We start from the raw sequence: 21652 nt of genomic DNA, 5'->3' as shown, positions 1-21652 counted from the left end.
GAGTGCGGGCTTGCGGGGGCGGAAGGGCCAGACGCTTCACCGCTGGCGGCGATCGATTCGCAAGGTTTCGATGCTGTTCGCGATCGTGGCGTCGCTGACCTGAGCGTGGAACTGGAATGTGCCGCCACTGCTGGCAGCAGCAGCAGCCGAAGCAGCGGTCTGCTGCGCGGGAGGGGATGGAGCAGTGGCCGACGACGCGGCGTATGCGACATAGGGATGTACGGCCGGACCGGTCAGGCCCGGTACATGAATCCGGCAGGGCTGCTCGAAGCCGGGCTTGTCGCTGACGCGAGCAACCGCCTCGAGGAAGTGATGTGCGCCCACATCCTGCGTGTGTCCTGAGTGCACGGTGCGCTGGTAGACGATCTCGGAGAGCGCGGCAGCAACGAAGCCGCCATTGTCCCTCGCGGCGGACAGCGCGTCGCGATTGGCCTGACTGTCGAGCAGCCGGGTGGTGTCATTGATGGCGTTACCGCGGTGGTCGGGCACGGCCAGCGGGCCGACGTGCACACTGACCCGCAGCCGCAAGACGGGGCTACTGGCCAGCCGCCGCCGCTCGTAGCGCACCAGAGCCGCATTGAGCCGGCCCAGCGCTGGGTCCACGAGTCGTGTCAGGACTGAGGGCGGGAACAGCAGGATCGCCCCGTCGCCGCTGTCCTTGTAGCCGCCGGGAAGTTCCCGCGGGTCGGGCAACTGGCAATCAGTGAGCACGGTCGCCACGATGTCGTCCACGGCGCACCGGGCGGCAGCCATCTTCGCCTCGGGGATCTGGCTGTACTTCTCCATGTCGATCGCCACGAGGGCGAGTTCGGCGGGCATATCCAAGGGCATTGCGTGCAGCGGCACAACCATCGGACACCGTCCTTCCAGCACAGGCGGTCAGGGAAGTGCCCATGCTGATCGGGTGGGACGGCTGCCGCTGCCCAGTAGTGGGCACGCCTGAAGTGCGGCCCGTCACGCCTGCGTACGCGCGTGCGATTGAATCGAATGGATGTCGCGAACGAGGAGACCACCACTGGAGGTCGTGCGGACCCAGTCACGCTCGCGCCAGGGTCTGAGCGCGTTGACCACCGCGTTGCGGGAAGCGCCAATCATCTGAGACAGCTCCGTCTGGGTCAGACGCACGGCGAGATCCGAAGCCGAAGCGGATGCGGCCTCGACCAGTCGAGAGAGAGCCGATGCCAGACGCAGCGGCACAGAAGCGGTGGCCAGTTCGAGTCGAACGGCCTCTGATTCCCTGACCCGGGCGATGGCATGGCGCAGGAGTGGAGCCAGCAGAGCATGCTCCTCAACGAACTTGAGGAAGGCGGCAGCAGGGATGATGCGGATCTGGCAGGTCTCGGCGGCGATTACCGTGGCCGTGCGCGGCTGGGAGTCCAACACGGCCAGCTCGCCGAGCAGCTCACCGGCGCCGCGCACGGCAAGAAGTGTCCTTTCTCCGCAGGCCCCGGCCAGGGTGATCAACGTTGACCCGGACTCCAGGACGATCACGTGAGTTGCTGGGTCTCCCTGGCGGAGCAGCACACTCCGAGCGGGCCTGACGCGCTGCGGTGCGAGCGCCTTCAGGCGTGCCCATAACTCGTCGCCGATCACCGTGGCATGCGGCTGATACATGCGTCCCCCTGCTATGCGGCCCCGACACACTTAGTCGATCGTCTCAACCAACCAGAATGTTGCTCAATAGACACATTCCAGCCATCAGGAGTGCTGCTAGGGCAAAGTCGACGGCCAGGCGGGCCGCTCGCAGCTTCCTGTCCGCCAGCCAGGCCAGCACTTGTAATCGGCGGCCCTCGACATGCCGTTCAAGCTCCCCGTGCGCAGCCGTGCTCACACCGACCCGGTGGTGTACGAGCGCTTCGTTCATCAATTCGGTATGCAGTCCCGCCCTCGGGACCACGGGTCGCAGTGCGAGCAGCGCAGCTCCTATCGCGGCCATCAGCAGAAGACACATCATGATTAACGAGAACACCGCGATGGGGGCCATGTCGTGCGCACTTGACAGCACGGCAACCCCTGCAGCCAGCAAGCCACCGGTTATTCCGCACAAAGTCGTTGCTTTCGTATCCGCCCGCTGTACCTCGACGAAGGCGCGTTCGGCGTGCCCCTGCAGTCGCTCCATCTCCAACTGAATATCGCCTGGCTCGTGCATGTCGCCCCGCATCCCTCTGTGGCCGTCGCCTGCTTGTCGTGCCAGTTGCCAGCCTGCTCTCAGCCGTCGAGGAGCGCTGCCTACCGCAGGGCGGGAGGAGCGAAAGGTTCCTCACTCCAAGGCCTTCCGTGGTCCGAAGTCAATGAGATGGGGGGCACCTTGCTGTTGGGTCAGCGCTCATAAGGTGCGGTGTCGGCTTTGCGGGCGTTGTCGTGACGCCGAGTCGACGCTGATGGGGAGGGCCGGTGGGCGTGACAATCGAAGCCCACGGCTCCAATGGATTGCCATGCACTGACAGAGCCGGCGGCTCAGAGTTCAACGCCGTCTCCATCCTGGACATGCCGTAATGCTGAGCCGGCAGCCGCAGAGCATCCGAAGGGTCCGACGTCGTGAACAACCACATCGAAACCCTGCGGGCACTTCTCCCACTCGGAGAACCACGCGGCGGCCGCATGGACTGGGGGCGGGTGGAGGCCGGGATCTGCAGCTCTCTCCCGCGCGACTACAAGGAGTTGATCGACTCCTGCGGTGGCGGATTGGTCGACGAGTACCTGCTGCTGCTCGAACCCGGCAGCAGCCACCGCGCCTACGATCTGGAGCGCGTTCTCGGCCAGCGGCTCGAGGCGAACGAGATCCTCTGGGACCTCGAGCCACCCCCGCCCGAAGTCACAGAAGACAACGCGCGACTGATTCCCTGGGCCACCACCGACAACGGCGAGTACCTGTACTGGGCGGCAGCGAAGGGCGTGCCGCCGGAAGAATGGCGCGTCCTCATCAACGATGCGAGCAGCACGGTGTGGGAAACGTACGGCATGACATGCACCGAGTTCCTCGCGTCGGTGCTCAACCGGAACATCACCTCGAACATCCTGTGGTCGCGATTCCCACTCGAGGAACACACCTTCAGATCCGTCCGGGAGATGTGACGCCACACCACCGCTCCGAGGGTCTGCACGCTCACGCGCCACACCTCACACGACATCGAAAGCCGTCGAGTGCGCCATGGCGCCCTACGAACGCCGGCAACTCTTCGCCCGCCCCACGCCGACCCCATGAGATGCCCGCTCATGTGACCGGCCCCTGATTCGCTGCCGTGTCGGAGCCGCCCGGCCTCGGCTCGTCAGCCGGCTTCGCGGAAGTGCCCGGGCCCTCGTGTCGGACGGGACTGGGAATCCAGCTGCAGACCGTGACCTGACACAGCGACAACTGTGGCGGCCCGCCGACGAGTTGATGACGGCCGGGCGCAATGGCACGTTCCGGATCCACCGTCTTTCCAGCGTGTGCCCGAGCTGGGGCAAATTCACGGCTGGGTGTGCCCGTCGGCGGCGTCCTCTTCCGTCCCGGCCGAGAGGACGCCGCACACGTGCACGAGCTGGTGACGAACCCCGTGGGCGCCCAACAGGACGAGACCGACGCTCGCCCGCCGCTCCTGGGTCAGAGAAGAAGAATGCCGACAACTGGCCACTGCCCTCATCGCGCGGCCTGGGCACTGTCCCTGGGCGCCGGGCGCCGGGCGCCGGGCGGCTGGCTGTACGGGCAGCGGCCCTGAAAGCCTCGGTGATCCTCGGGATCGATCAGACAGCACGCAGCTTCTGGGTGTGACGCACGCAGACAGGTCGGGCTTCGTAAGGCCGAGGCTCTCGCGGGCCTTGACGGCCGAGTGCCGGCGGACGTGGCAGAGGTGGCAGCGACGCCTGGAGGAGAGGCGAACGGACCTGGGGCGGAAGCGGAACTCACGCCATCAGGAGCGGAGTTCACATCCCCCATTCGAGCCGTACCGGCTCTCGCGCCGTGGTCAGTGCCCCGTCGAAGTCTGCGAGACGTTCGGCCAGGGTGGCGGTGGCCAGGCGCTGCGGGAGGGCCGCCGAGAACTTCAGGCCGCGGACTGCGCGCGGGTCGACGGTGGGCAGTGTGAGTGCGTTCGGGAGTTCGGTGCGGGCGGCTTTCCAGTCGGCGGGGGACAGGTCCTGGCGCAGGCGAAGATGGGTGTCGGTGGGCCGCTGGACGGGATCGGCGAGGTTGCCGAGGGAGGCGGCGAGGGTCGCGTTGGCGCGGTATCCGGCCCAGGTCCACCAGCGAGTGGCATCCGCGTCGCGGACCACGAGAGTGCCGGCCGGGTGGACCTCGTGAGGGGCGCGATCGGTACGCAGCTCGGCGAGGGCCGCAGTGGCGCGGCGGGTGAGCCGGACGGCCGGGTCGGTTCCGAGGAGGACGTCGCGGAGGGCGCGGGTCAGGGTGAAGGAGAGGCCGCGGGCCTCGCTGCCCTGCCATTTGGCCACACCGCCGTCCTCGACGGGTTCGACGAAGGCACGGCGGCGGGCCCAGTCGATGAACGTCACCTGCCAGCTGCGCCCGGCAAGCAGCAGACGGCGCGGGCCGGGACGTTCCTCGGTGAGCACGGTGGGGTCGGTGGTGCCGATCTCGGTGCGTCCGGCGAGGACGGTGAACTCGGGCGGCGCGGTGAAGGATGCGGTGAGTTCCATGAAGTGGCGGCGGCCGAAGTGCTTCTCGGCCTCGGCGCCGATGAAGAGCATGCCGCCGTCGCGGTCCAGGAAGCCTTCGTCGATCAGGTGCCTCAGGAGGGGGGCGGCCGACCGGTCGAAGGGCGCGAGGCCGTTCCAACGGTCCGGCCAGAGCCGGTCGCCGATGCGGTGTTCCTGCAGGGTGAGCGCGAGCAGTTGCTGAGCGACCAGGTGACGGGGCGACGGTGGCGGAGTGACGGGCTCGACCCAGCCCCGGGCCCAGAGGGTGAGCAGACCGGCTGCCTGTAGCAGCGACGCGGGCCGGGTGGCGAGGAAGAGACAGTTGCGGGAGGTGCCGTCGCGGCGGCCGGTGCGGCCGATCCGCTGCAGGAACGAGGCGACGGTGCCGGGGGAGTCGATCTGGATGACTCGGTCGAGGTCGCCGACGTCGATGCCGAGCTCCAGGGTGGAGGTGGAGACGATGACGCAGTCGCGCGCCTCGGCGAACGCCTGCTCGGAGCGGGCCCGTTCATCGGTGGAGAGCGAGGCGTGCGAGAGGAACACGGTGACGTCGCGGGCCCGCAGGGCCGCACCGAGTTCCTCGACCTGCTTGCGGGAGTCGCAGAAGACCAGGCGCTTCTCGCCGCGGTGCAGGGCGGAGATCACCTTGGCGGCGTTGGCGAGCGAGCCGACGTAGTCGAGTTCGACGTCTCCGGCGGGCCTTGGCGGCGGGCCTTCCCCAGCTGTGCCCTGCAGCGTGAGACCGGGCGCGACGACGCGTCCCGGGCGTTCGGCGGGGCGTGCCCCCTGCAGCCAGGTGAGCAGTGCGTCGGGGTTGCCGACGGTGGCGGAGAGCCCGATCCGCTGGAGTCGGCGACCGGCCAGCCACTCCAGCCGTTCGAGCACGGCGAGCAGATGCCAGCCCCGGTCGTCGCCCGCGAAAGCGTGCACCTCGTCGATGATGACGGCACGTACCCCGCCGAGCATGTGCCTGTGGTCGGTCTTGACGCTGATCAGCATCGCTTCGAGCGATTCGGGTGTGGTGAGCAGGAAGTCCGGCGACTCGGCGCGGATACGGCGGCGTACGGACTCCGGGGTGTCGCCGTGCCAGAGCGCGGCGCGGCGACCGAGCCACTGGGCGTAGGTGTCGACCCGGTGGACGAGGTTGTTGAGGAGGGCTTTGAGGGGAGCCAGATAGAGGACGGAGGTGCCGGTCCAGTGCTGGTTCCGCATGGCGGACAGGAAGGGGAAGGTGGCGGCTTCCGTCTTTCCGCCGGCGGTCGGCGCGAGCAGGATCGCGTCCTCGCCGTCCATCAGTGGCTCCACGGCGGCCTTCTGCAGGGGGCGCAGATCAGGCCACCCGAGGCTGTTGACGATGTGGTGCAGGACGACCGGATCGAGGCGATCGAGGGGGTCGGGGCCGGACGGCTGGTCCTGCACGTGCGTGGCTCCCTGCGCTTGGTCTCTCGGGAACGGGAGGGGAGGCGACGGATCAGATGTCGAGATCGAGGTCGTCGGCCGACGCGGCTGCCGGCGGCGCGGCGAGGTTGCGCTCGGTGGCAGTGAGATCGCCGCTGCCGAGAGTCAGTTTGTAGTGCGTCCGCGGATCGAAGTCGTCGAACTGATCGATCCGGTCGAGTACGTCCCCGACCAGCTTCTTCAGGTACAGCCGCGGCGCCACTCCGACTTTCCCGCCCAGCGCCCCGCCGACGGCCCGTGCCAGGTCTGCAAGGTAGGCGTCGTCGGCGAGCCGCTTGATCCGCTCCGCGGACTCGGAGGAGGAGACGCCGTCCGCGTACAGGTCTCGGATGGTGACACCCAGACCGGTCAGGGACTCCTCGGTGAATCCGGGAAGCCGGATCTGCACGGCGCGCGGGTTGTCGAAGCGCGGATCGGTGGTGAAGTCGGTGGCCAGGCGCTGGGCGAGCGGGGCGAGACGCTGAACGCCCTGCTGTCCGTCGTAGAAGGCGGGCGTGCCGGTGATGACGAGGTAGAGGCCGGGGAAGCGGCCGGAATGAACCTCGTCGATGAGCTGGCGCAGGGAGTTGAGTGCCTTGTCACGGGCGTCGGAGCGGACCCGCTGCAGCGTCTCCACCTCGTCCAGGACGAGGACGAGCCCGGCGTGCCCCGCGTCCTTGAGCATGGTCAGCAGGCCTTGCAGGAAGCCGAAGGCGCCGAAGTGGTCGAGGTCGCCGCGGACACCGGCACTGCGCCGTGCGGCAGCGGCGACGTGCGGCTGGCCGCCGAGCCAGGCCAGCACCGCGGCGGCGGTCGCCTCGTCGCCGGCGTCCAGGGACTGCTTGTAGCCGCGCAGGGCGGTGGCGAAGGCGGGGGCCTGGCGGGACACCTCGGCCAGGCGGGCGGTGAGCAACCGGTCCACGGCATGCGGCAGTTCACTCTCGGCCGCGCCGTCGGCGAGCGCGTCCTCCTCCAGGGCGTAGAACCAGGCGTCGGCGACGGGCCGCAGGGCGCTGGGCGGGAAGCTCGCGGTGGTCAGGCGTTCGGTGAGCCGCCGGTAGACCGTCTCCAGCTTGTGCAGCGGAGTCTCGGTCTCCGACACCTGCACCTCGGCCACGGCGAAGGTGCGCCGCTTGGCGCGCTCGCCGAGCCAGCGGGTGAAGAAGGTCTTGCCCGAGCCGTACTCACCGCGCACCGCTTTGAACACCGAGCCGCCGGAGGCGACGGTGTCCAGTTCCTCGTCGACCGCCTGCTCGAAGCGGCCCAGGCCGGTGGCGAGCAGGTCGAGGCCGCTCTCGGGGACGGCGCCGCGTCGCAGCGCGTCGACGACGGCGCGGCGGCGTACGGCGCCGACGGGCGCACCGGCACGAGGGGCGGAGGGTCCGATCGCGTTCACCCGGACAGTCTCCCATCAGGGAGGTCGCCGGTTGCCCGGAATGCCGACGGAAGGATCCCGTTCGTCGTGCTCACGGGGCGTGCAGTCCGAACTGGTCGATCAGCTGGGCTCGGTGCAGGCGCAGGGTGCGGTTGTCGGGGAGGATCTCCAGGATCTGGGCGCCGTCGTAGTTGAGGAGCTGGGCCAGCGTCGCGGCGAAACCGGGGGCGCGGCCGGCGGGTTGGCCCGCGCGTTCGGCCAGGGCGGTCATGGTCAGGGTGCCCGCTTCGACGAGGGCGACCAGCGCCTTGTGCAGGACGGAAGGATCTCGCGGCTTCCGGGCGAGCAGCTCCAGCTGCGCGGCGTACAGCTCGGTGGCGACGAGACGTTCCACGAGCCCGACGGCGGGCGGCTGGGCCGGAGTTGAGGGGGCTTCGGCCTCCGGCGCGGAGTCGGAGGGCTTCCGGGGCGCAGGAGGGGCGACTTCCTCCTCACCGAAGAGACCGATGACGCCCGCCGCCACGGGCGGTGTGGCTCGCTTGGACTGCTTGGTGCCCGAACGCGACGGCGCGACGACGGAGGCAGCGGCGCCGGAGGCAGGGGCGCCGGACGAGGTGACGGCCTCGGCGCCGGATTCCGCCTCGATGCCTGTCGCGTCCGACCACCACGGCGGAGCCGGGTCGCCCAACTCGCGCCACCCTTGCGGTGGTTCGGCGCCGAAAGGCAGCAGGGCGAGCAGCGGAATGGTGAACTCGGCGAGGGTCGCGCCGCCGTGGTAACCCGCCTTGAGGCTGGTGTACCGGGCGTCGTGGTCGCGCAGAGCGACGATGCGCGAGCCGGGTTCCGGCCAGACCACCCGCGGGCCGGCCAGCTCGATCTCGGAGGGCGCGACCGGGTCTCCGGGGTCGCGGTGACGGGCCGAACCGACTGTGCCTGCGGGCGCGTTGAGCTTGCTGCCCCGCCGCTCGACGACATGGCCGTGGTCGGAGGTCAGGAGCACGGTCATGCCGTTCGTACGGGCGGCCCGCAAGAGCGGTTCGAGACCGCCGACCTCCTTGGTCTGCCAGGTGCCGTCCCCGAGTTTCTGCTCCTTGGCGAGGCGGTCGTCGACGGTGTTGAGGACGACGGCGACATGCATGCGCTCGTCGGACAGTGCCTCGCCGAGGGCGGTGGAGAAGGGCGAGCCGGTGTCGGGGCCGCGCAGGTCGTCCTTGTGGAAGACGGCCGCCGGGGCGCCCTGCCAGCAGGAGTGCCGGGGGAAGAGCCGCTTCTCGTCTGCCTGGTCGCCCTTCATCAGGGTTCCGGTGAAGAGCGAGGTGCGCGAGACGGCGGTGAGTGTGGGCAGCGCCGCTGCCACGGCACGGCGCACCGGGGGGCCGTCAGCGCCGGGAAGCGGGTCGAACTCGGCCCACTGCGCGCGCAGTTCCTGCCCCAGCTCGGCCGCTATGGCCGCGCTCATCCCGTCCAGGAGCAGCAGCAGGACCCGGCGCCCCGGCTCGGCGACGACCGGCGCGACGATCCGGGTCAGGAGCGATTCGACGGTGAGCAGGGAACGGGGGGTGCTGCCGTCCGCCGTCCACACCGCGAGCCGCTCGCTGAAGGCGTGGTCGAGCGTGCGGCGAGCCCGCCGCGCCTGCTCGCCGATCCGGCTGTACGCGGCGGCGAGTACGGAGTCGGGGTCGCCTCCGGCCTCCAGATGTTCCAGGGCGCGGTCGGCCCAGCCGAGTTCGCGGATCTGGCGCTTCGTCCCGTCGGCCACCGATTCGATCTCTTCCGACGGGTCCCCGGCCAGCCACCGCTGTATCCGGACGGCCATCCGGACGCGCTCGATCCGGGCCCGGGTCTCACCGTCGCCGGTGGCCAGGGCGTGCGCGCGGAGCGCGGTGACGGAGTCCGTGACCGCCTCGCCGGAGCCGTCGGTCAGCGCGTGACCGGCGGCGGTGAACCGGGCGTCGAGCCCGGCGGGCAGCAGCGGACTGGCGGTCGCGGCTGCCTGCGCCCCGAACTGGGCGACCAGCTGCGCGGCCCGGGTCAGGACCGGGTCGGCGAGACGGTGCTCCCCCCGGTCGACGAGATCGCGTACGTACGCCTCGCCGCTTCGGGCGAAGGAGGCCAGAAGCCGGTCGAGTTCGTCGCCCTGGGCCGGCGGCTGCTCGCCGAGCCACCGCTCGGCCCGACCGCGCGCGCGGTACAGATCGTGGTCGGCCTCCGCGTGTCCCCACAGGGTGGCGCAGACCACCGCGTACGCGGCTGCGTCGGAGCCGCGCTCGGCATCGACCAGGGAGGTGATCACCGTGCCCGTGGAGCCGCCCTGCTCGGGTGCGGCGAGGAAGCGGGCGAGCCCCGCCTTCTCCGGTCCGCGCAGCTCGCGCAGGAGGTCCGGGCCGCCGGGGGTGAGGGTCCATTGGAACAGGGCGACGGGGTCGACCCGGTCCGGCTCTCCCGGCAGGACGCGTCCCCCCGGAGTGTTCCCGCTGCTGTCGTCGAGGCGGAGACGCCGTCGGGCCAGCCGGGTGAGGGCCTCGTCGCGGGAGAGCACGCCCCTGCCGATCGAGCGCCAGCCCCGGGTGCCCGCCGCGTCCAGGAGGGCCTCGGCCGCCCAGGTCTCGCCGCGCAGCCGGATGTCGAGGCCGCTCGCACCGAACGCCTCCTGCACAACCTGCCAGTTGTCGACGGATCTGATGCGGCGGCTGTAGACGCGGGCCAGCAGACCGGGGTCGAGCTCGGTGGCCTCACGGTCGGTGAGGACGACGAGGACGCGCGGCTCCGGCGGGTCCTGCGCCTCCAGGTGGGCCAGGATCTGCTCGTGCACCGCGAGGACGGACGGCGCGGCGGCCACCCGCACCTGCGTACCGCCCACCAACTGCTGCACGGCGCCCCCGTCCCACTGTGGGGCGGCCCGCAGCAGCATGACGCGGACCGTGCCGTCGCAGAGCCTGCTGCGCGCCGCGACGAACTGGCGGACCGTGCTCACCGACAGACGGGCGGGGCCCGCAGCTGCGGGCTCCGGCCCGGAGGCGGGCGCGGTGGTGACCGTGCCGGACATCAGTCGACGACCTTCCAGGTGACCTCGACGGTGGCGTCGGGGTGTGCTGCGGCGAGTGCCGCGATCTCGGCCTGCAGCTCCGCGGCCGCTCGGGCCGCCGTTGTCCGACCGCCGCCGGAGCGGGCCACCGGGAGGGCCGGATCACGCGGCGGGGGCGGCGTCGGCAGCACCTGCGGGTGGGCGGAGCCGCTGTCCAGAGGAACGGTGTCGGAGCTGGGTGCCGGGGCGTCGGGCTGCCGCGGGGCCGGCGGCGGACTCTGCCTGGATCGCAGCAGCGCCATCACCTCCCGGCTGCCCTTCTTCAGTACGGCCGGCAGGTCGGGGTAGTCGCCGGGGTCGCCGGCCGCGGCGTCGCGCACTCGCTCCAGGATCGCCGCACCGTCCCGGCCGAGCGTGTCGGCCAGCTCCAGCTGTTCACCCCAACTGGTGTTCTGCAGCGCATCGGCCACGGTCCGCGCGCTGGTCAGCGACATGCTGTACCGGTGTGCGGTGAACCCGCCGAGGTCGAAGCCGGCCAGCCGGTCCACCACGGCCTTGGCGCCGAGGTTCTCCGCCCGCACCGCGTCCACCAACTCCTGGGCCCGCCGGGCGAGTACGAGGCGGGGCGAGGCGTCGTCCAGGTGCAGGAAGCTGCGGTGCTTCTCCAACTCCGTGACGAGCCGCCCCGCGTCGGTGGCGAACGCGTTCGCCGCCTTGCGGATCTCCCCGGCGAACTGGTTCACGATCCGCCCGCGCCGCAACTGCGGTGCGGGCGTGCCGAACACCGTCTCGAACCGCTTGCGTGCCTCCGACCAGTCCGCCTCGGTGGGCAACGGCTGCTCGCGCAGTGCGTAGTCACGCCTCAGCTCGCTCGGCGCCGGTGCGGGCTCGACCGCGACCCCGCCGCGCACCCACACGCGGTCGGACATCTCCGCGTACGCGGCGGCGAGCAGCCGACGCAGCGGCTCGGGCAGGCCGCGCGGGTCGGGCTGGTCGCTCCAGTCGGCGAGCTTGACCAGGGTCGGCTCGGCGACCCCGTCCCGGCGGGCCTGCGCGTTGAAGTGGTCGAGCCAGGCGTTGGACTGCCGGTAGTACGCCTCCTGCATCACACCGAGCCCCAGGCCGCCCGCGATCCGCGTCATGACCCCGCGGTCCCTGGACTCGACCTCCACCTGCCCGTCCCGGTCCTCTGCGGCCCTGCGCACGTACTCGAAGACGGTTTTGATCTCGGCGGCCCGCAGCGGCTTCCCGGTGCCTTCCGGGTCCAGCTCGGGGTGGGCGGGGAACTGGTGGGCGAGCAGCTTCCCGGAGAGCTGACGCGCGGCGTCGCCCAGCTGCGCGCCGATCGGCAACTGCAGGTCCGCCACCTGCTGCTGTGCCTCCAGGTGGTCGGTGAAGTTGAGGTCGACGACGCCTTCCTGCTTCTGCGCGAGTCCGTACGCCTGCTTCAGCGCGCCCAGGACGCGCTCGGTGAGGACGTCGCGCTGCGACTGCAGCATGCCCTTGGCGCGGGCCTTGTCGTCGGCGCCCAGACTGCGCGCGAACTCGGAGTCGAAACGGGCCTCGTCGGACAGTGCCTTGTCGATGACGACGAGACGTTCGAAGTCGCCGCGGGTGGCGTCGGTGAGGTGAGTGGGCAGCCAGGCCAGGGTTCGCGAGCCGCCGCCCGTCCTCTCGCGCAGCCCGCGCAGCCGCTGGAGGTCGTCCATCGGCCCGAACTCGCCCTCGTCGTAGGGGAGGTCGACGACGAGCCGCCAGGCGTCCTCCTGGCTGGGCCGCAGCGCCGCGTCGGAGAGCGAGTCGATGTCGGCGACGTTCCCGAAGACCACCTCGACCTGCCGCTCGGTGCCCTTCCACACCAGGTCGAGGAAGTCGTACGGGTCGAACCCGCCAACCCCGTCGGTGATGCGGAGCGCCTCCTTGAGCAGCGTGCGCATCTTGGTCCGGCGGTTGCCCAGGTTGTTGTGGACCTGGGCGTTGGCGAGCACCGCGTCGAGGTCGACACCGGTCAGCTCCAGGCGGACGACCGCGCCGGGGCCGGTGCCGGTGACCTTGATCTCGGGGAAGGTCGCCGCCCATTCCTTCGCCTTCTGCTCCAGGCGGCCGATCTCGGTTCCGGCGATCCGGGTGGTGATGGACCCGTGGTTGAGCGCGTTGAGCCGGGCCAGGGTCAGGTCGGACAGGGCCGGGACGCTCGGCGCGAGTGCGGACAGCAGCAGCGTCTGGATCAGCCGGCTGTCACCGGTGAAGTCCCGGCAACGGGCCTTCAGCTGCGGGTCGTCGATCTCCTCCGGACGGCGCTTGTACGTCTCCACGTCGTCCTCGATGACCTGGTTGGTCTTCAGCAGGTAGGGGCGCAGCTTCTCGCGGTACAGCTTGTCGGCCGCCTCGAAGTGGACGCTGGTCTCGCCGCTGAACGCCTTGTCGCCGCCGCCGACGATCGCCGGGTACAGATCGCCGAGCGGTACGAGCTGGCCGAGCCGCCAGTCGTCCCGGTGGTCGACCAGGAGCTGGCTCATCAGCTTCAGGCCGGTGCGGGAGCGCTGCAGCGCCCCGGAGATGTGCACCAGGGTGTCCATGAACGCCGGCGGGAAGGGGTAGGTGCGCCGGAAGGTGTCCTCGTCGGCGCCGGTGGTGGAGTTCCTGTGGCCGAGCAGGGTCTGCCAGACGTCCGGCCCGAGCTTCTTGGCCTCGTCGAAGGCTGCCGCGACCCTGCCCTCGGCCTCTTCGTCGACGGGACACAGCAGACGGGCCTGCGCGATCGTCGGCAGGTTGCGGTCCTCCATGACGATCGAGTCGTACCGGCCGCCGTTGAGCTTCAGCGTGTCCTGCACGGCGGCTTCGGCGGCGCCGGACATCTCCTCGCCGACGAGCTCGCGCAGATCACGCTGGCGGGCGATGAACGAGACGACGGGAATCGCGCGGCGCTCGTCGGCGCCTTCCACGAAGCTGGTGACCTTGGCCGCTTCGCGACCCAGCGCTTTCTGGTCGTGGATGAGGGTGGCCAGCCACAGGATCAGCTCGTCCATGAAGAGGACGAGGCCGTCGTAGCCGAGCGATTTGGCGTGCGCGGCGATGATGCCGAGGCCCTTGTCCAGGGAGACGAAACCGTCGGCGTTCTCCGAGGCGTTGCGGGCGAAGGACGGGAAGAGGGTCTTGGTCAGGTCCTGGACGAGCCGGGCCCGCAGCTCCTGCGGGGTGGTCGGGTTGTCCAGGTCGAAGCCCTTGGTGTTCTCGTGCTCTTCCTGCGCGGCGACGGCCCGGTCGAGCAGCTCGCCGGTCCAGGCGAACGCCTCGCCCCACTCGTCGACTTCGCCGCTGTTCGCCTCGGTGAGCTGTGCGATCACCCGGTCGTCGCCGCTGCTGCGGCGATGGGCGGCGAAGTCCTCGAAGAGGCCGTCGGTCAGGTAGACCTGCGGCAGAGTGCAGCCGGGGTGCACCTTGCGCACGTGCTCCACGTACTTGCCGAGGATGCGCTGCTCAAGGGACTTGGCGTCGAGCATGTGGTACGGGACGAGGAGGAACTTGTGGTCTCCCGTGTCCACCCAGGAGTGGCGGGCACGGACGGGGTCGAGGCCCGTCTTGGCGTGCGCGGCCCGGTGGCCGGAGAGCAGGGCGTAGAGCACCGCCATGAAGTGCGACTTGCCGGAACCGAACGAGCCGTGCAGATAGGCGGCCTTGGAGGAGTGGCTGTCGAGCGCCGACTTGATCAGGTCCAGCGCCTCGTCGAAGTTGCCGCGCAGACGGTCGGTGACGACGTAGTCCCGCAGGGCGGCCTCGGCGCCCTCGGGTGTGACGGCCTCACCGAGCTTCAACACGAAGTCGGACGTCGACACGCGCTCAGGGATGCGGATCAACTCGCGCAGGAGGGGACGGTCCTCGGGACGCGGAGTGTTCCTGCTCATGAACGCCATGGTGTCTGTGATGCTCCTCGCCCGCCCGGTCCTTCAGCTCGATCCCGAGCTGCACTGCCGGAGCAATCGTAGAGGCAGGTACTGACAGCGCGTCCTGTGATTGGCGAGAACGGTGTAACACGGCGTTACCTTCTGGGGTTTGGCTGCGCATGCACGTTTCAGCATCAGCCGGGGCCCGTGCTGCGCGCGGCAGGCAAGGAGCCCTCCCAAGCGCTGGGCTCGATGTCCCGGCGTACATCACGGCAGGGGTACGGGGACAGATGACCGAGTGCGAGGTCGTGGTGCGCCGGTTTGCGGAAGTGGATGCCGCGATCACGGCCACGGACGCCGCGCCCGCGCCGCCCGGCGAGGCCGTGGACTCCACCGACGCGAACCTCACCGACGAGGATGTCGCGGCCGCACGGGCAGGCATGGCCCGGGCGTTGACCGCGACGGTCGACCATGCCGGGCCGCCCGCCGGTGATCTCGCTGCCCGTCCTCGCGCAGGCGTGGCGGCCCGGGAGGTGGACACCGCTGACCCGGCTGATCCCGGAGTGTGTGGTGTTCGGCACCCGGAGCGCTGAGCCGCCGCCGTGCGGCGTGTGTCAGGGCGGACATGTGACCGATGACGCCGAGCGGGCCGGGCAGCTGCTCGCGCTGGCCGGCCCGCTGGACGAGAAGTGCGCTGACGCGGTGGACGCGCTCGCGATCGTCCTCGCGGCACACCACCCGGAGGCGGTCGTGGTCACGTCCGCCCCTCGGGACCTGTGCGCTTACCGGGACGCTCTGGGGCAAGGCGGTACGGGCGTGCGGGCTCTGCCGGTGCCGGAGTTGGCGGGATTCCTTGAGGGCGAGCGCGTACTGCTCTGAGCCGACCGAATCCCGGCCGGGCGGCCTGGTGCAGGCGGTCGGCTCGGTCTGAGTCCGTACGGTCCTGCCGGGGCCGGTGCGGTGCTCGACGCGCTGTCGTCGGCGACCGCCGCGACGAGGGCTCGCCCTCGGCCGCCGTGGGCGCCCACGGCGGCCGAGGCGACCGTCGTGGGGTCGGGCCGTCGCGGGTGGGTCGGGAACCGTCAGATGCGGACAGGGATGATCGACCCTGCCCCCGGCATCTGATCCAAATACGCCTGGACGTCATCGACGTCGGAGGTCGCGATCAGCGCGGCGCCGGTCTGGAGCGCGGTCAGGGCCACCAGGCCGTCGACCGGGTCGGGCCGTTTCTTCGCCGGAAGGCGCGCGCGGCCGATGAGCTCACCCACGCGGCGCCACTCCCGCTGCGTGTAGCAGCACACCACCGCGCACTCCCGGAGTGCGCGGGCCAGATGGGCGAGCCGTGCCCCGCCGCGCCATGCCGGGGCGACCACGGGGGCGGGTACCACGGGCAAACCGGTCCGGCAGAACTCCCGGTGGCAGCCGAGCGCGACCCCCGGTCGCTCGTCGGCCAGGACGATCAACATGCCGGCGTCGTAGACCATGTCCCCGAGGGAGTCCAGGTCGGGACAGGTGGGGCAGCCGAGGTTCACGCGGCGGCCTCGCGTCGACGGGCCGCGGCCTCGGCGCGGGCGGCGGCGATCTCGGACCTGGCGCGGTCCACCGCGTCGGTGTCGGACTCCGGTGGCCAGGGAAGCTGCTCGGCATCGGTGTCGGCCCTGTCGATGGCGGCGTCGAGCTCGGAGAAGGCTTTGCTCATCCGGGCGAGGCGGGCGGCCTCCCTGCGGCCCGCCATCACGAGAAAGGCGGACACGTCGAGCCCGCTCTCCGCGGCGACCGCTTTGATCGTTTCGGCGTCTTCAGGGTCGAGGCTGATCGAAATTCGAGTCCTGGCCATACGCAGAGCGTGCCACTCCGTAATACGCAGGAAGTCGTCGGTGGGCGATGCCGGTGTCAGGGGCGACCCGATCCGCTCGGGTCCGGGGCGGCCAGGCCGGTCTGCGCCCGTACGGTCTTGCCGGGGCCGGTGCGGTCCTCGATGCGCCCGTCGTCAGCTACCGCCGCGACGAGGCGACCGTGGTGGGCTCGGCGACCGGTCGCGGGTGGGTGTGCAGGAGGAGGCGTAGCTCGAAGTTCCGCCCCGCTGCCCGGCCTTGGCGGGCTGCGTCGGCCGCGAGTTCGGCGACGAGGAGGGCGACGGTGTCGGAGAGCGGGCTGCCGGGCGGGACGTCCCAGTCGTCGAGCCGGGCGACGGCGGCCCGGCGGGCGAGGCTCGCGCTGAGACGGGTGGCGGGGGAGGCGAACGTGAACTCGTGGGCAGCCAGGGGAGGTTCGACCTGCGGTGTCGACGAGGTCCCAGCCTTCCGGCGGCGTTCGCCGTGCCGACAGGCACGCAACCCATACAGATCCATCTGTACTGGTTCACGCTCTGGACTGGGCGGGTGACTCCGCGTGATCCTGGACACATTGACCGACGCGGCGTACGGGGCGCGAGCACAGAGCACGGAGAGCGGAGCGGCGATGACGGCGGACCAGGACGGCAGCGGAACGGCGGCGGGTGGTGAACCCGAACTGTCGGACAGTCTCAAGACGTTCGGGGCCGTCTTGAAGGCGCTGCGGGAGGCGGGAGGGCTCACACAGGAGGAGCTCGCGGACCGGGTGCGGTACTCGGCGGCGTACGTCGCGAAGATCGAGCAGGGCAAACGGTTCCCGCCGGAGGCGCTGCCCGGCAGGGCGGAGGAGACGCTGGGGCTCGTGGCGGGCAAGGTCCTCGCAGCAGCGGCGAAGAGCCTGCGAAGGAAAGCGGGGCTGGCGTCCTGGTTCCTGCAGTGGGCTGGGATCGAGGAAGAAGCGATCACGCTGTACGCGTATGAGTGCCGGGGGATTCCGGGCCTGTTGCAGCCGGAGGGGTACATCCGGGCGGTGTTCGATCGACGCCTGCCGCCCTTGTCGGAGCAGCAGTTCGAACAGCAGGTTGCTGCGCGCCTCGAACGACAGGAGCTCTTGGCCGCGCGACCCAACACCTCGTTCTCGTTTCTGGTCGAGCAAGCTGTCCTGGAACGCCAGTTGGGAGGGCCCCAGGTAACCTCGGCCCTCGTCGACAACCTGCTGGCGCACGGCCGTCGACGCAACGTAGAAATCCTCGTCATGCCACTCAAGCAGCATGACCACTCGGGCATCGACGGCCAGATGTACCTCGCTGAGACCTCGTCCAACAGCTGGTTCGGATACGTCGAAGGCCACGACAGCAGCACTCTCATGGCCGACCCGAAAGTGGTCAGTGCCATGCTTCAGCGCTATGGCAAGATGCGCTCACAGGCGCTGAGCCACGAGGCCACAGTCGGCCTGCTGAAGCAGATTCAAGGAGCGCTATGAGCACTGAACTTGAGTGGGTCAAGAGCAGCTACAGCGGCAGTGGTGGCGACAACTGCATCGAGGTCGCGGTGGACGCCGAAGCGGTCCACGTCCGGGACTCCAAGGACCTCGGCCGCGACTCGTTCGCCGTTGCTCCCGGTGCCTGGGCGGCCTTCACCGCGCACGTGTCGGGTTCCTGACTGTCGTCTGTGAGGCGGCGGATCAGCCGCCTCACAGACACACGTCTCAGCCGGACTCTGTGGAGGCCGCTGCCTTCTTCTTCGGGGCGGCTGCCTTCTTCGCGCGGGTGGCGGGGGCGGGCCGCCAGGCGCGCAACATGTCGTCGGTCAGGCCGAGTTCGCCCTGCTTCTGCTGCCGGAAGGCGAGGATCTCGGCGGCGGGGGAGGCGCCGAAATCGGCGTCGTACTCGCCATACCACTGGTCCAGCCAGGGCTGGAGCTCAAGCAGCCCGGCCAGGAACGGCACGATCTCCTCGCTGTCGAGACCGGCGGTCTGGATGTACGAGGCGAGCGCGAGCGCCTGCTCCAGGTGGTCCCAGCCGGCCCACCCGTACAACTCGGGCGACTGTGCGTTCACAGTGCCGTACGAGACGAAGCGCTCCTTGGGTACGTCGAGCTTGCCCCGTGCACGCCAGTAGCTGGGCTTGAGGAAGTCGGCAGAGGTGTACTTCGGCGGTACGGGCGTCCGCTCTCGGATCTTCCGCTTGGCGGGCTCGTCCGGCGCGGCGTCCTCCTCGCGCTGGAGATCCCAGACGTGCTCCCAGTCGGCCCGCTTCTTGAGCGCGGCAGGCTTGTACCGGAGAGCGGACGCGAAGGGGACGTGCTCCTCGGACAGCAGATGGCGGACAGTCTTGGCGAGGTCCTGCCGAGGAGCGTAGAGGTCGGCGACAGAGGTGAAGTCCTCGTCGGCGGACAGCGCTTCGGTCAGCCGGGCGAGGGTGGCGACGGTGGGGTTGCCGTTCGCGTCGAACCAGTACGAGCGGTCCTCGATCCGGTCGAGCAACCAGGACTTCAGCGCCTTCTGACGCATCGAGTCCCACCCCTCGGTGGCCCAGCGCCGCTTGTACTCGGGACGCTCAATCATGCCGATGGCCCGGTTCGACTCGATCACGCCGATCCGCTTCTGCACGAGGGCGCGGTAGTCGTCGGGCCAGTGGGCCGGAATCTCGGTAATGGGAGTGGAGCCATGCCGCTTGAACCACTCACTGCTGGCCTCACCGGCCTCGACCCGGCGCGCGAGCACGATCTCGAAGGCCCGTTCGCCGAGGGCAAGTTCGGGGACGGCGTCAGAGTCGGGCAGGCGCAGGTCCTCGGAGTGCAGGTTGTAGAGGGAGTAGACCTGCCAGTCGAGTTCTTCCTGGAGGGCGATCATGCGGGCACGTGTGGAGCTGTAGCGGGTCTGGGCTTCACGGAGGGTGGAGGCGGTGGGGACGGCTTCGGCGGCGAGATTTGTCGCGTAAAGCTGTGAGAGGGCGTCGAGTTGGGAGGCGAGGGCAGTGGGGTTCTCGCCGGGCAGGGGAAAATCTTGGACGTTCGATCCGTTGAACTGGTAAAACCGCTCCCAGTCATTGCTGGTGAACCCTCCACCCTCGCCGCGGATTCCCTTGTCGTGGCACACCATTTTGAGCCACAATCCGGCGGTAGAGCTGTTTAGCAGCCCAAGGAGGGACAGGTGATCATTCTCGGTAGCCTCACTCCTCAATTTTATTACAGGAGCAGTTTGCTTGAACACCTTCCCGCCTCGATCTAGTACGAAGTGGTTATGTGTGGCCACCTCGGCAAAAGTGATTGACATGGGAACCCGAAGTTTACCGCTGGCCAAGCGGCCAAATTCTGACCATCGCAGACCAGACTCAACCTTGGTCCTGCCGCCAAACATTAGATTCCGCGAGATCACGGTGCGACACGGCCACATATGGTGGTAGAGGGATGGGAAATCTTCCACGTCGATGGCGGAGAAATCGTCGGAATAGGGGAATAGTGTGGTCTCGAAATCGGCGCCACTCCAGTCACGCAGTAGGTCACCTGTCACCATGGGGCGCTGAAATGCACGAGGGATTCTGTGACGCTGTGCACTGCGGGTAGGGAGGAGGTACAAGTCGTCCTCGAGGGTGAAGCTCGTGATTCCAACAGATGATGCGATGGAGCTCAGTTTGCTTTTGGAGCTCTCCGTCATTGTGGAGATCATTTCGATTCCTCCATCAGTCAGCACCCAGGGGTGAGTGCTGAAATGATGAACCCGCTCCAAGTCATCCACCGTTACCCATCGCCCTGTGCTCCCGGGCCGGTCAATATGTTCCATGATCGCCTGCCAGACCAGCCCGCACTGGGCGTGTTCTGGAGCCGAAGGTTCGCCCTGAACGCCGCGTACGGTACGGATCGTGGTCTGGCGAGTCCCTCTGTGGTCCCTCGATCGCCCTACAAGAATCACTGTTGGCGTGCCGTGCCCCGGGATAAAGGCCCCCGAAGTATCGATTACCTCCGTGAGCTCGACTTGGTCGCGGAAGTAGGTCTCGATCAGGGTTGTTCCGAACTCGCGTTTCATGAAGGAGTTCGCCGTGATCTGGCCGACCATGCCGTAGCCGCGTCCGGTCTTCTTGTCGCCCTGCTTGGCGAGTTCGAAGAAACGCTGGGCGAAAGGGACCGACAGTGCGTACTTGCCGGAGCAGGCTTTGTACAGCCTGCGGTAACGCTCGTTCAGCGTCTTATCCTTGACCGTGATGTACGGCGGGTTGCCGACCACCACATGGAAGCTGCCCTTGTAAAGGAGTTCCGGGTGGTCAAGAACGTCCTCAGTGCTTAGTGCGTAGTACGGGGTCTCGGTATCACCCGATTCTGGACCGTTGTCAGCTCCCTCTAGCCCTTCGTCCCCGAATAGACCCTCCTGTTGGTGCTCCGTCGGCAGCAGCGAGTCACCCACCGCCAGCTGGATCGGCCACTCGTACTCCCGCGCCGCCGCGAACGTCCGCATTCCGCTTGCCGCCATCGCCGCGACGAGCAGCCGGAACCGTGCCACCGCCACCGCGAACGGGTTCAGGTCCACCCCGTGCACCGACTCCAGCGCGGCCCGCACCCGCTCGTACGGGCCGACCTCCGGCCGCTCCTCGCCCCACATCCGCACCAGGCGACGGAACGTGCCCAGTACGAAGTGCCCCGACCCGCACGTCGGGTCGATCATCTTCAGTTCTTCGAAGCCGAACTCCCGCACCGCCGGCGTCATCGTCCGGTCGAGGATGAACTCCTCGACAAACTCCGGGGTTTGGAGCAGCGCGTACGTCTTCCGTGCCGCCTCGCTCAGGTCCTGGTACAGGTCGCCCAGGAACCGGGTGTCCCACCCCTCCGTGCCGTCCTCGCTCAGCGGGTCCGTGAAGTCGTGCACCAGCACCGACGCGCTGCCGCCGCCAGAGCCGTCCTCCGAACCCTCCGCCTCCGCCTCAGCGTCCACCGACTTCTGCTCCCGCCAGAACGCCAGCAGCGCTCCCGCCCCGTCGTGCGACAGCGGAATCTGGTACAGCGGATTGTGGTCCCGGTCGAACAGCAGCCGTCCCGCCTGCCCCGCGCCCAACTCCTCGAACGCGGCCTCCAGCCACCCGCGATACGTCGGATCGGCGTCCTTCGCCATGTACTCCTCGTACCGCGCCTGGGCGACCTCCCGCCCCGCCACGTCCGGCGCCGTGATGTACGGCTGCGCGATCAGCCGATTGTCCTCGCTGAACCGCACGAAGACCGTGCCGAGCACCCACGCCACCGCGACCTGCGTGACCCGCTCCCCGAGCCAACTGTTCCAAGTCGCCGCCGTACGCCCCAGCTTCTTCGCCTGGTCGTACTCGCCGCGCAGTCGCTCCCCGACCTCGGGAACGGCCTTGACCTGCGCGTCGAGGTCGGTCTCTGCCGCCTTGACCTGCTTCTGCAGATCGCGGAGGAGGCTCTTGCGGTCGATCACGGACTGCTCCTGAGGTGGTGACTAAGAGGTGTGCCCAAAGGC

At 69.4% G+C, this 21652-nt stretch carries 16 protein-coding genes; 5 read left to right on the top strand and 11 right to left on the bottom strand.

Annotated features, from left to right (window positions below; genetic code table 11):
- Positions 1-36: 36 nt before the first annotated feature.
- From JGS22_RS25690 to JGS22_RS25680, 3 genes are all read right to left on the bottom strand, one after another.
- Positions 37-852: a hypothetical protein gene (locus JGS22_RS25690; RefSeq protein WP_211038990.1), complete on the bottom strand. Its 816-nt coding sequence runs from the start codon at positions 850-852 to the stop codon at positions 37-39.
- 102 nt (positions 853-954) lie between these two features.
- A complete protein-coding gene (locus JGS22_RS25685; protein WP_211038991.1) occupies positions 955-1614 on the bottom strand; it encodes a Crp/Fnr family transcriptional regulator in 660 nt (219 codons plus the stop codon).
- Positions 1615-1657: 43 nt separating this feature from the next.
- Positions 1658-2149, bottom strand: coding sequence for a Pycsar system effector family protein (locus JGS22_RS25680; RefSeq protein ID WP_211038992.1), 492 nt, complete (start codon positions 2147-2149; stop codon positions 1658-1660).
- A gap of 389 nt (positions 2150-2538) precedes the next feature.
- Here JGS22_RS25680 and JGS22_RS25675 point away from each other — a divergent pair, with 389 nt between their 5' ends.
- On the top strand, positions 2539-3075 hold the full coding sequence (locus JGS22_RS25675; RefSeq protein ID WP_211038993.1) for an SMI1/KNR4 family protein: 537 nt from the start codon (positions 2539-2541) through the stop codon (positions 3073-3075).
- A gap of 828 nt (positions 3076-3903) precedes the next feature.
- Here JGS22_RS25675 and JGS22_RS25670 read toward each other — a convergent pair.
- The 4 genes from JGS22_RS25670 to pglY form a co-directional block, all read right to left on the bottom strand.
- Entirely contained in the window at positions 3904-6051 is a 2148-nt protein-coding gene (locus JGS22_RS25670; protein ID WP_211038994.1) for a DEAD/DEAH box helicase, read from the bottom strand.
- Positions 6052-6103: 52 nt separating this feature from the next.
- Complete coding sequence (gene brxD, locus JGS22_RS25665; protein ID WP_211039010.1) at positions 6104-7456, bottom strand: BREX system ATP-binding protein BrxD; 1353 nt, start codon at positions 7454-7456, stop codon at positions 6104-6106.
- Between the two features lie 79 nt (positions 7457-7535).
- Positions 7536-10490 carry a BREX-2 system phosphatase PglZ gene (pglZ, locus tag JGS22_RS25660; RefSeq protein ID WP_211038995.1) on the bottom strand — a complete coding sequence of 985 codons (2955 nt, stop codon included), beginning with the start codon at positions 10488-10490 and terminating at the stop codon, positions 7536-7538.
- Positions 10490-14383 carry a BREX-2 system ATPase PglY gene (gene pglY, locus JGS22_RS25655; protein ID WP_211038996.1) on the bottom strand — a complete coding sequence of 1298 codons (3894 nt, stop codon included), beginning with the start codon at positions 14381-14383 and terminating at the stop codon, positions 10490-10492. The genes pglZ and pglY overlap by 1 nt, the downstream gene beginning before the upstream one ends.
- 260 nt (positions 14384-14643) lie before the next feature.
- Here pglY and JGS22_RS25650 point away from each other — a divergent pair, with 260 nt between their 5' ends.
- Positions 14644-14946, top strand: coding sequence for a hypothetical protein (locus tag JGS22_RS25650; RefSeq protein ID WP_211038997.1), 303 nt, complete (start codon positions 14644-14646; stop codon positions 14944-14946).
- Positions 14947-14980: 34 nt separating this feature from the next.
- On the top strand, positions 14981-15232 hold the full coding sequence (locus JGS22_RS25645) for a hypothetical protein (protein ID WP_211038998.1): 252 nt from the start codon (positions 14981-14983) through the stop codon (positions 15230-15232).
- Positions 15233-15435: 203 nt separating this feature from the next.
- Here JGS22_RS25645 and JGS22_RS25640 read toward each other — a convergent pair whose 3' ends face one another.
- The 3 genes from JGS22_RS25640 to JGS22_RS25630 all read right to left on the bottom strand — a co-directional run bounded on the left by JGS22_RS25640 (position 15436) and on the right by JGS22_RS25630 (position 16704).
- Positions 15436-15885 (bottom strand): hypothetical protein, encoded by a 450-nt coding sequence (locus JGS22_RS25640; protein ID WP_308405901.1) that lies wholly within the window; start codon positions 15883-15885, stop codon positions 15436-15438.
- A complete protein-coding gene (locus JGS22_RS25635; protein WP_211038999.1) occupies positions 15882-16190 on the bottom strand; it encodes a hypothetical protein in 309 nt (102 codons plus the stop codon). Before JGS22_RS25635 ends, JGS22_RS25640 begins: the two co-directional genes overlap by 4 nt.
- Positions 16191-16347: 157 nt before the next feature.
- The gene (locus tag JGS22_RS25630; RefSeq protein ID WP_211039000.1) at positions 16348-16704 is read right to left on the bottom strand and encodes a hypothetical protein; all 357 of its coding nucleotides are present in this window, start codon (positions 16702-16704) and stop codon (positions 16348-16350) included.
- A gap of 109 nt (positions 16705-16813) precedes the next feature.
- On the opposite strand from JGS22_RS25630, the gene JGS22_RS25625 reads away from it, so the two are divergent.
- Both JGS22_RS25625 and JGS22_RS25620 read left to right on the top strand, forming a co-directional pair.
- Positions 16814-17668, top strand: coding sequence for a helix-turn-helix domain-containing protein (locus JGS22_RS25625; protein WP_211039012.1), 855 nt, complete (start codon positions 16814-16816; stop codon positions 17666-17668).
- Complete coding sequence (locus JGS22_RS25620) at positions 17665-17847, top strand: DUF397 domain-containing protein (protein ID WP_211039001.1); 183 nt, start codon at positions 17665-17667, stop codon at positions 17845-17847. The genes JGS22_RS25625 and JGS22_RS25620 overlap by 4 nt, the downstream gene beginning before the upstream one ends.
- A 46-nt stretch (positions 17848-17893) precedes the next feature.
- On the opposite strand, the gene pglX is transcribed toward JGS22_RS25620, so the two are convergent.
- Complete coding sequence (gene pglX / locus JGS22_RS25615; RefSeq protein ID WP_211039002.1) at positions 17894-21610, bottom strand: BREX-2 system adenine-specific DNA-methyltransferase PglX; 3717 nt, start codon at positions 21608-21610, stop codon at positions 17894-17896.
- Positions 21611-21652: the final 42 nt, after the last annotated feature.

Origin of the sequence: Streptomyces tardus, assembly GCF_018101125.2 — a bacterium.
Taxonomy (GTDB): Bacteria; Actinomycetota; Actinomycetes; order Streptomycetales; family Streptomycetaceae; genus Streptomyces; species Streptomyces tardus.
This window is presented reverse-complemented; position numbering and strand designations above follow the sequence as displayed.

Bases quoted from the DNA above. Each gene is read 5' to 3' on its own strand.
- JGS22_RS25690 (WP_211038990.1), bottom strand. From the start codon at position 852: ATGGTTGTGCCGCTGCACGCAATGCCCTTGGATATGCCCGCCGAACTC.
- JGS22_RS25685 (WP_211038991.1), bottom strand. From the start codon at position 1,614: ATGTATCAGCCGCATGCCACGGTGATCGGCGACGAGTTATGGGCACGC.
- JGS22_RS25680 (WP_211038992.1), bottom strand. From the start codon at position 2,149: ATGCACGAGCCAGGCGATATTCAGTTGGAGATGGAGCGACTGCAGGGG.
- pglZ (WP_211038995.1), bottom strand. From the start codon at position 10,490: ATGTCCGGCACGGTCACCACCGCGCCCGCCTCCGGGCCGGAGCCCGCA.
- pglY (WP_211038996.1), bottom strand. From the start codon at position 14,383: ATGGCGTTCATGAGCAGGAACACTCCGCGTCCCGAGGACCGTCCCCTC.
- JGS22_RS25650 (WP_211038997.1), top strand. From the start codon at position 14,644: ATGACCGAGTGCGAGGTCGTGGTGCGCCGGTTTGCGGAAGTGGATGCC.
- JGS22_RS25635 (WP_211038999.1), bottom strand. From the start codon at position 16,190: ATGGCCAGGACTCGAATTTCGATCAGCCTCGACCCTGAAGACGCCGAA.
- JGS22_RS25630 (WP_211039000.1), bottom strand. From the start codon at position 16,704: ATGGATCTGTATGGGTTGCGTGCCTGTCGGCACGGCGAACGCCGCCGG.
- JGS22_RS25625 (WP_211039012.1), top strand. From the start codon at position 16,814: ATGACGGCGGACCAGGACGGCAGCGGAACGGCGGCGGGTGGTGAACCC.
- JGS22_RS25620 (WP_211039001.1), top strand. From the start codon at position 17,665: ATGAGCACTGAACTTGAGTGGGTCAAGAGCAGCTACAGCGGCAGTGGT.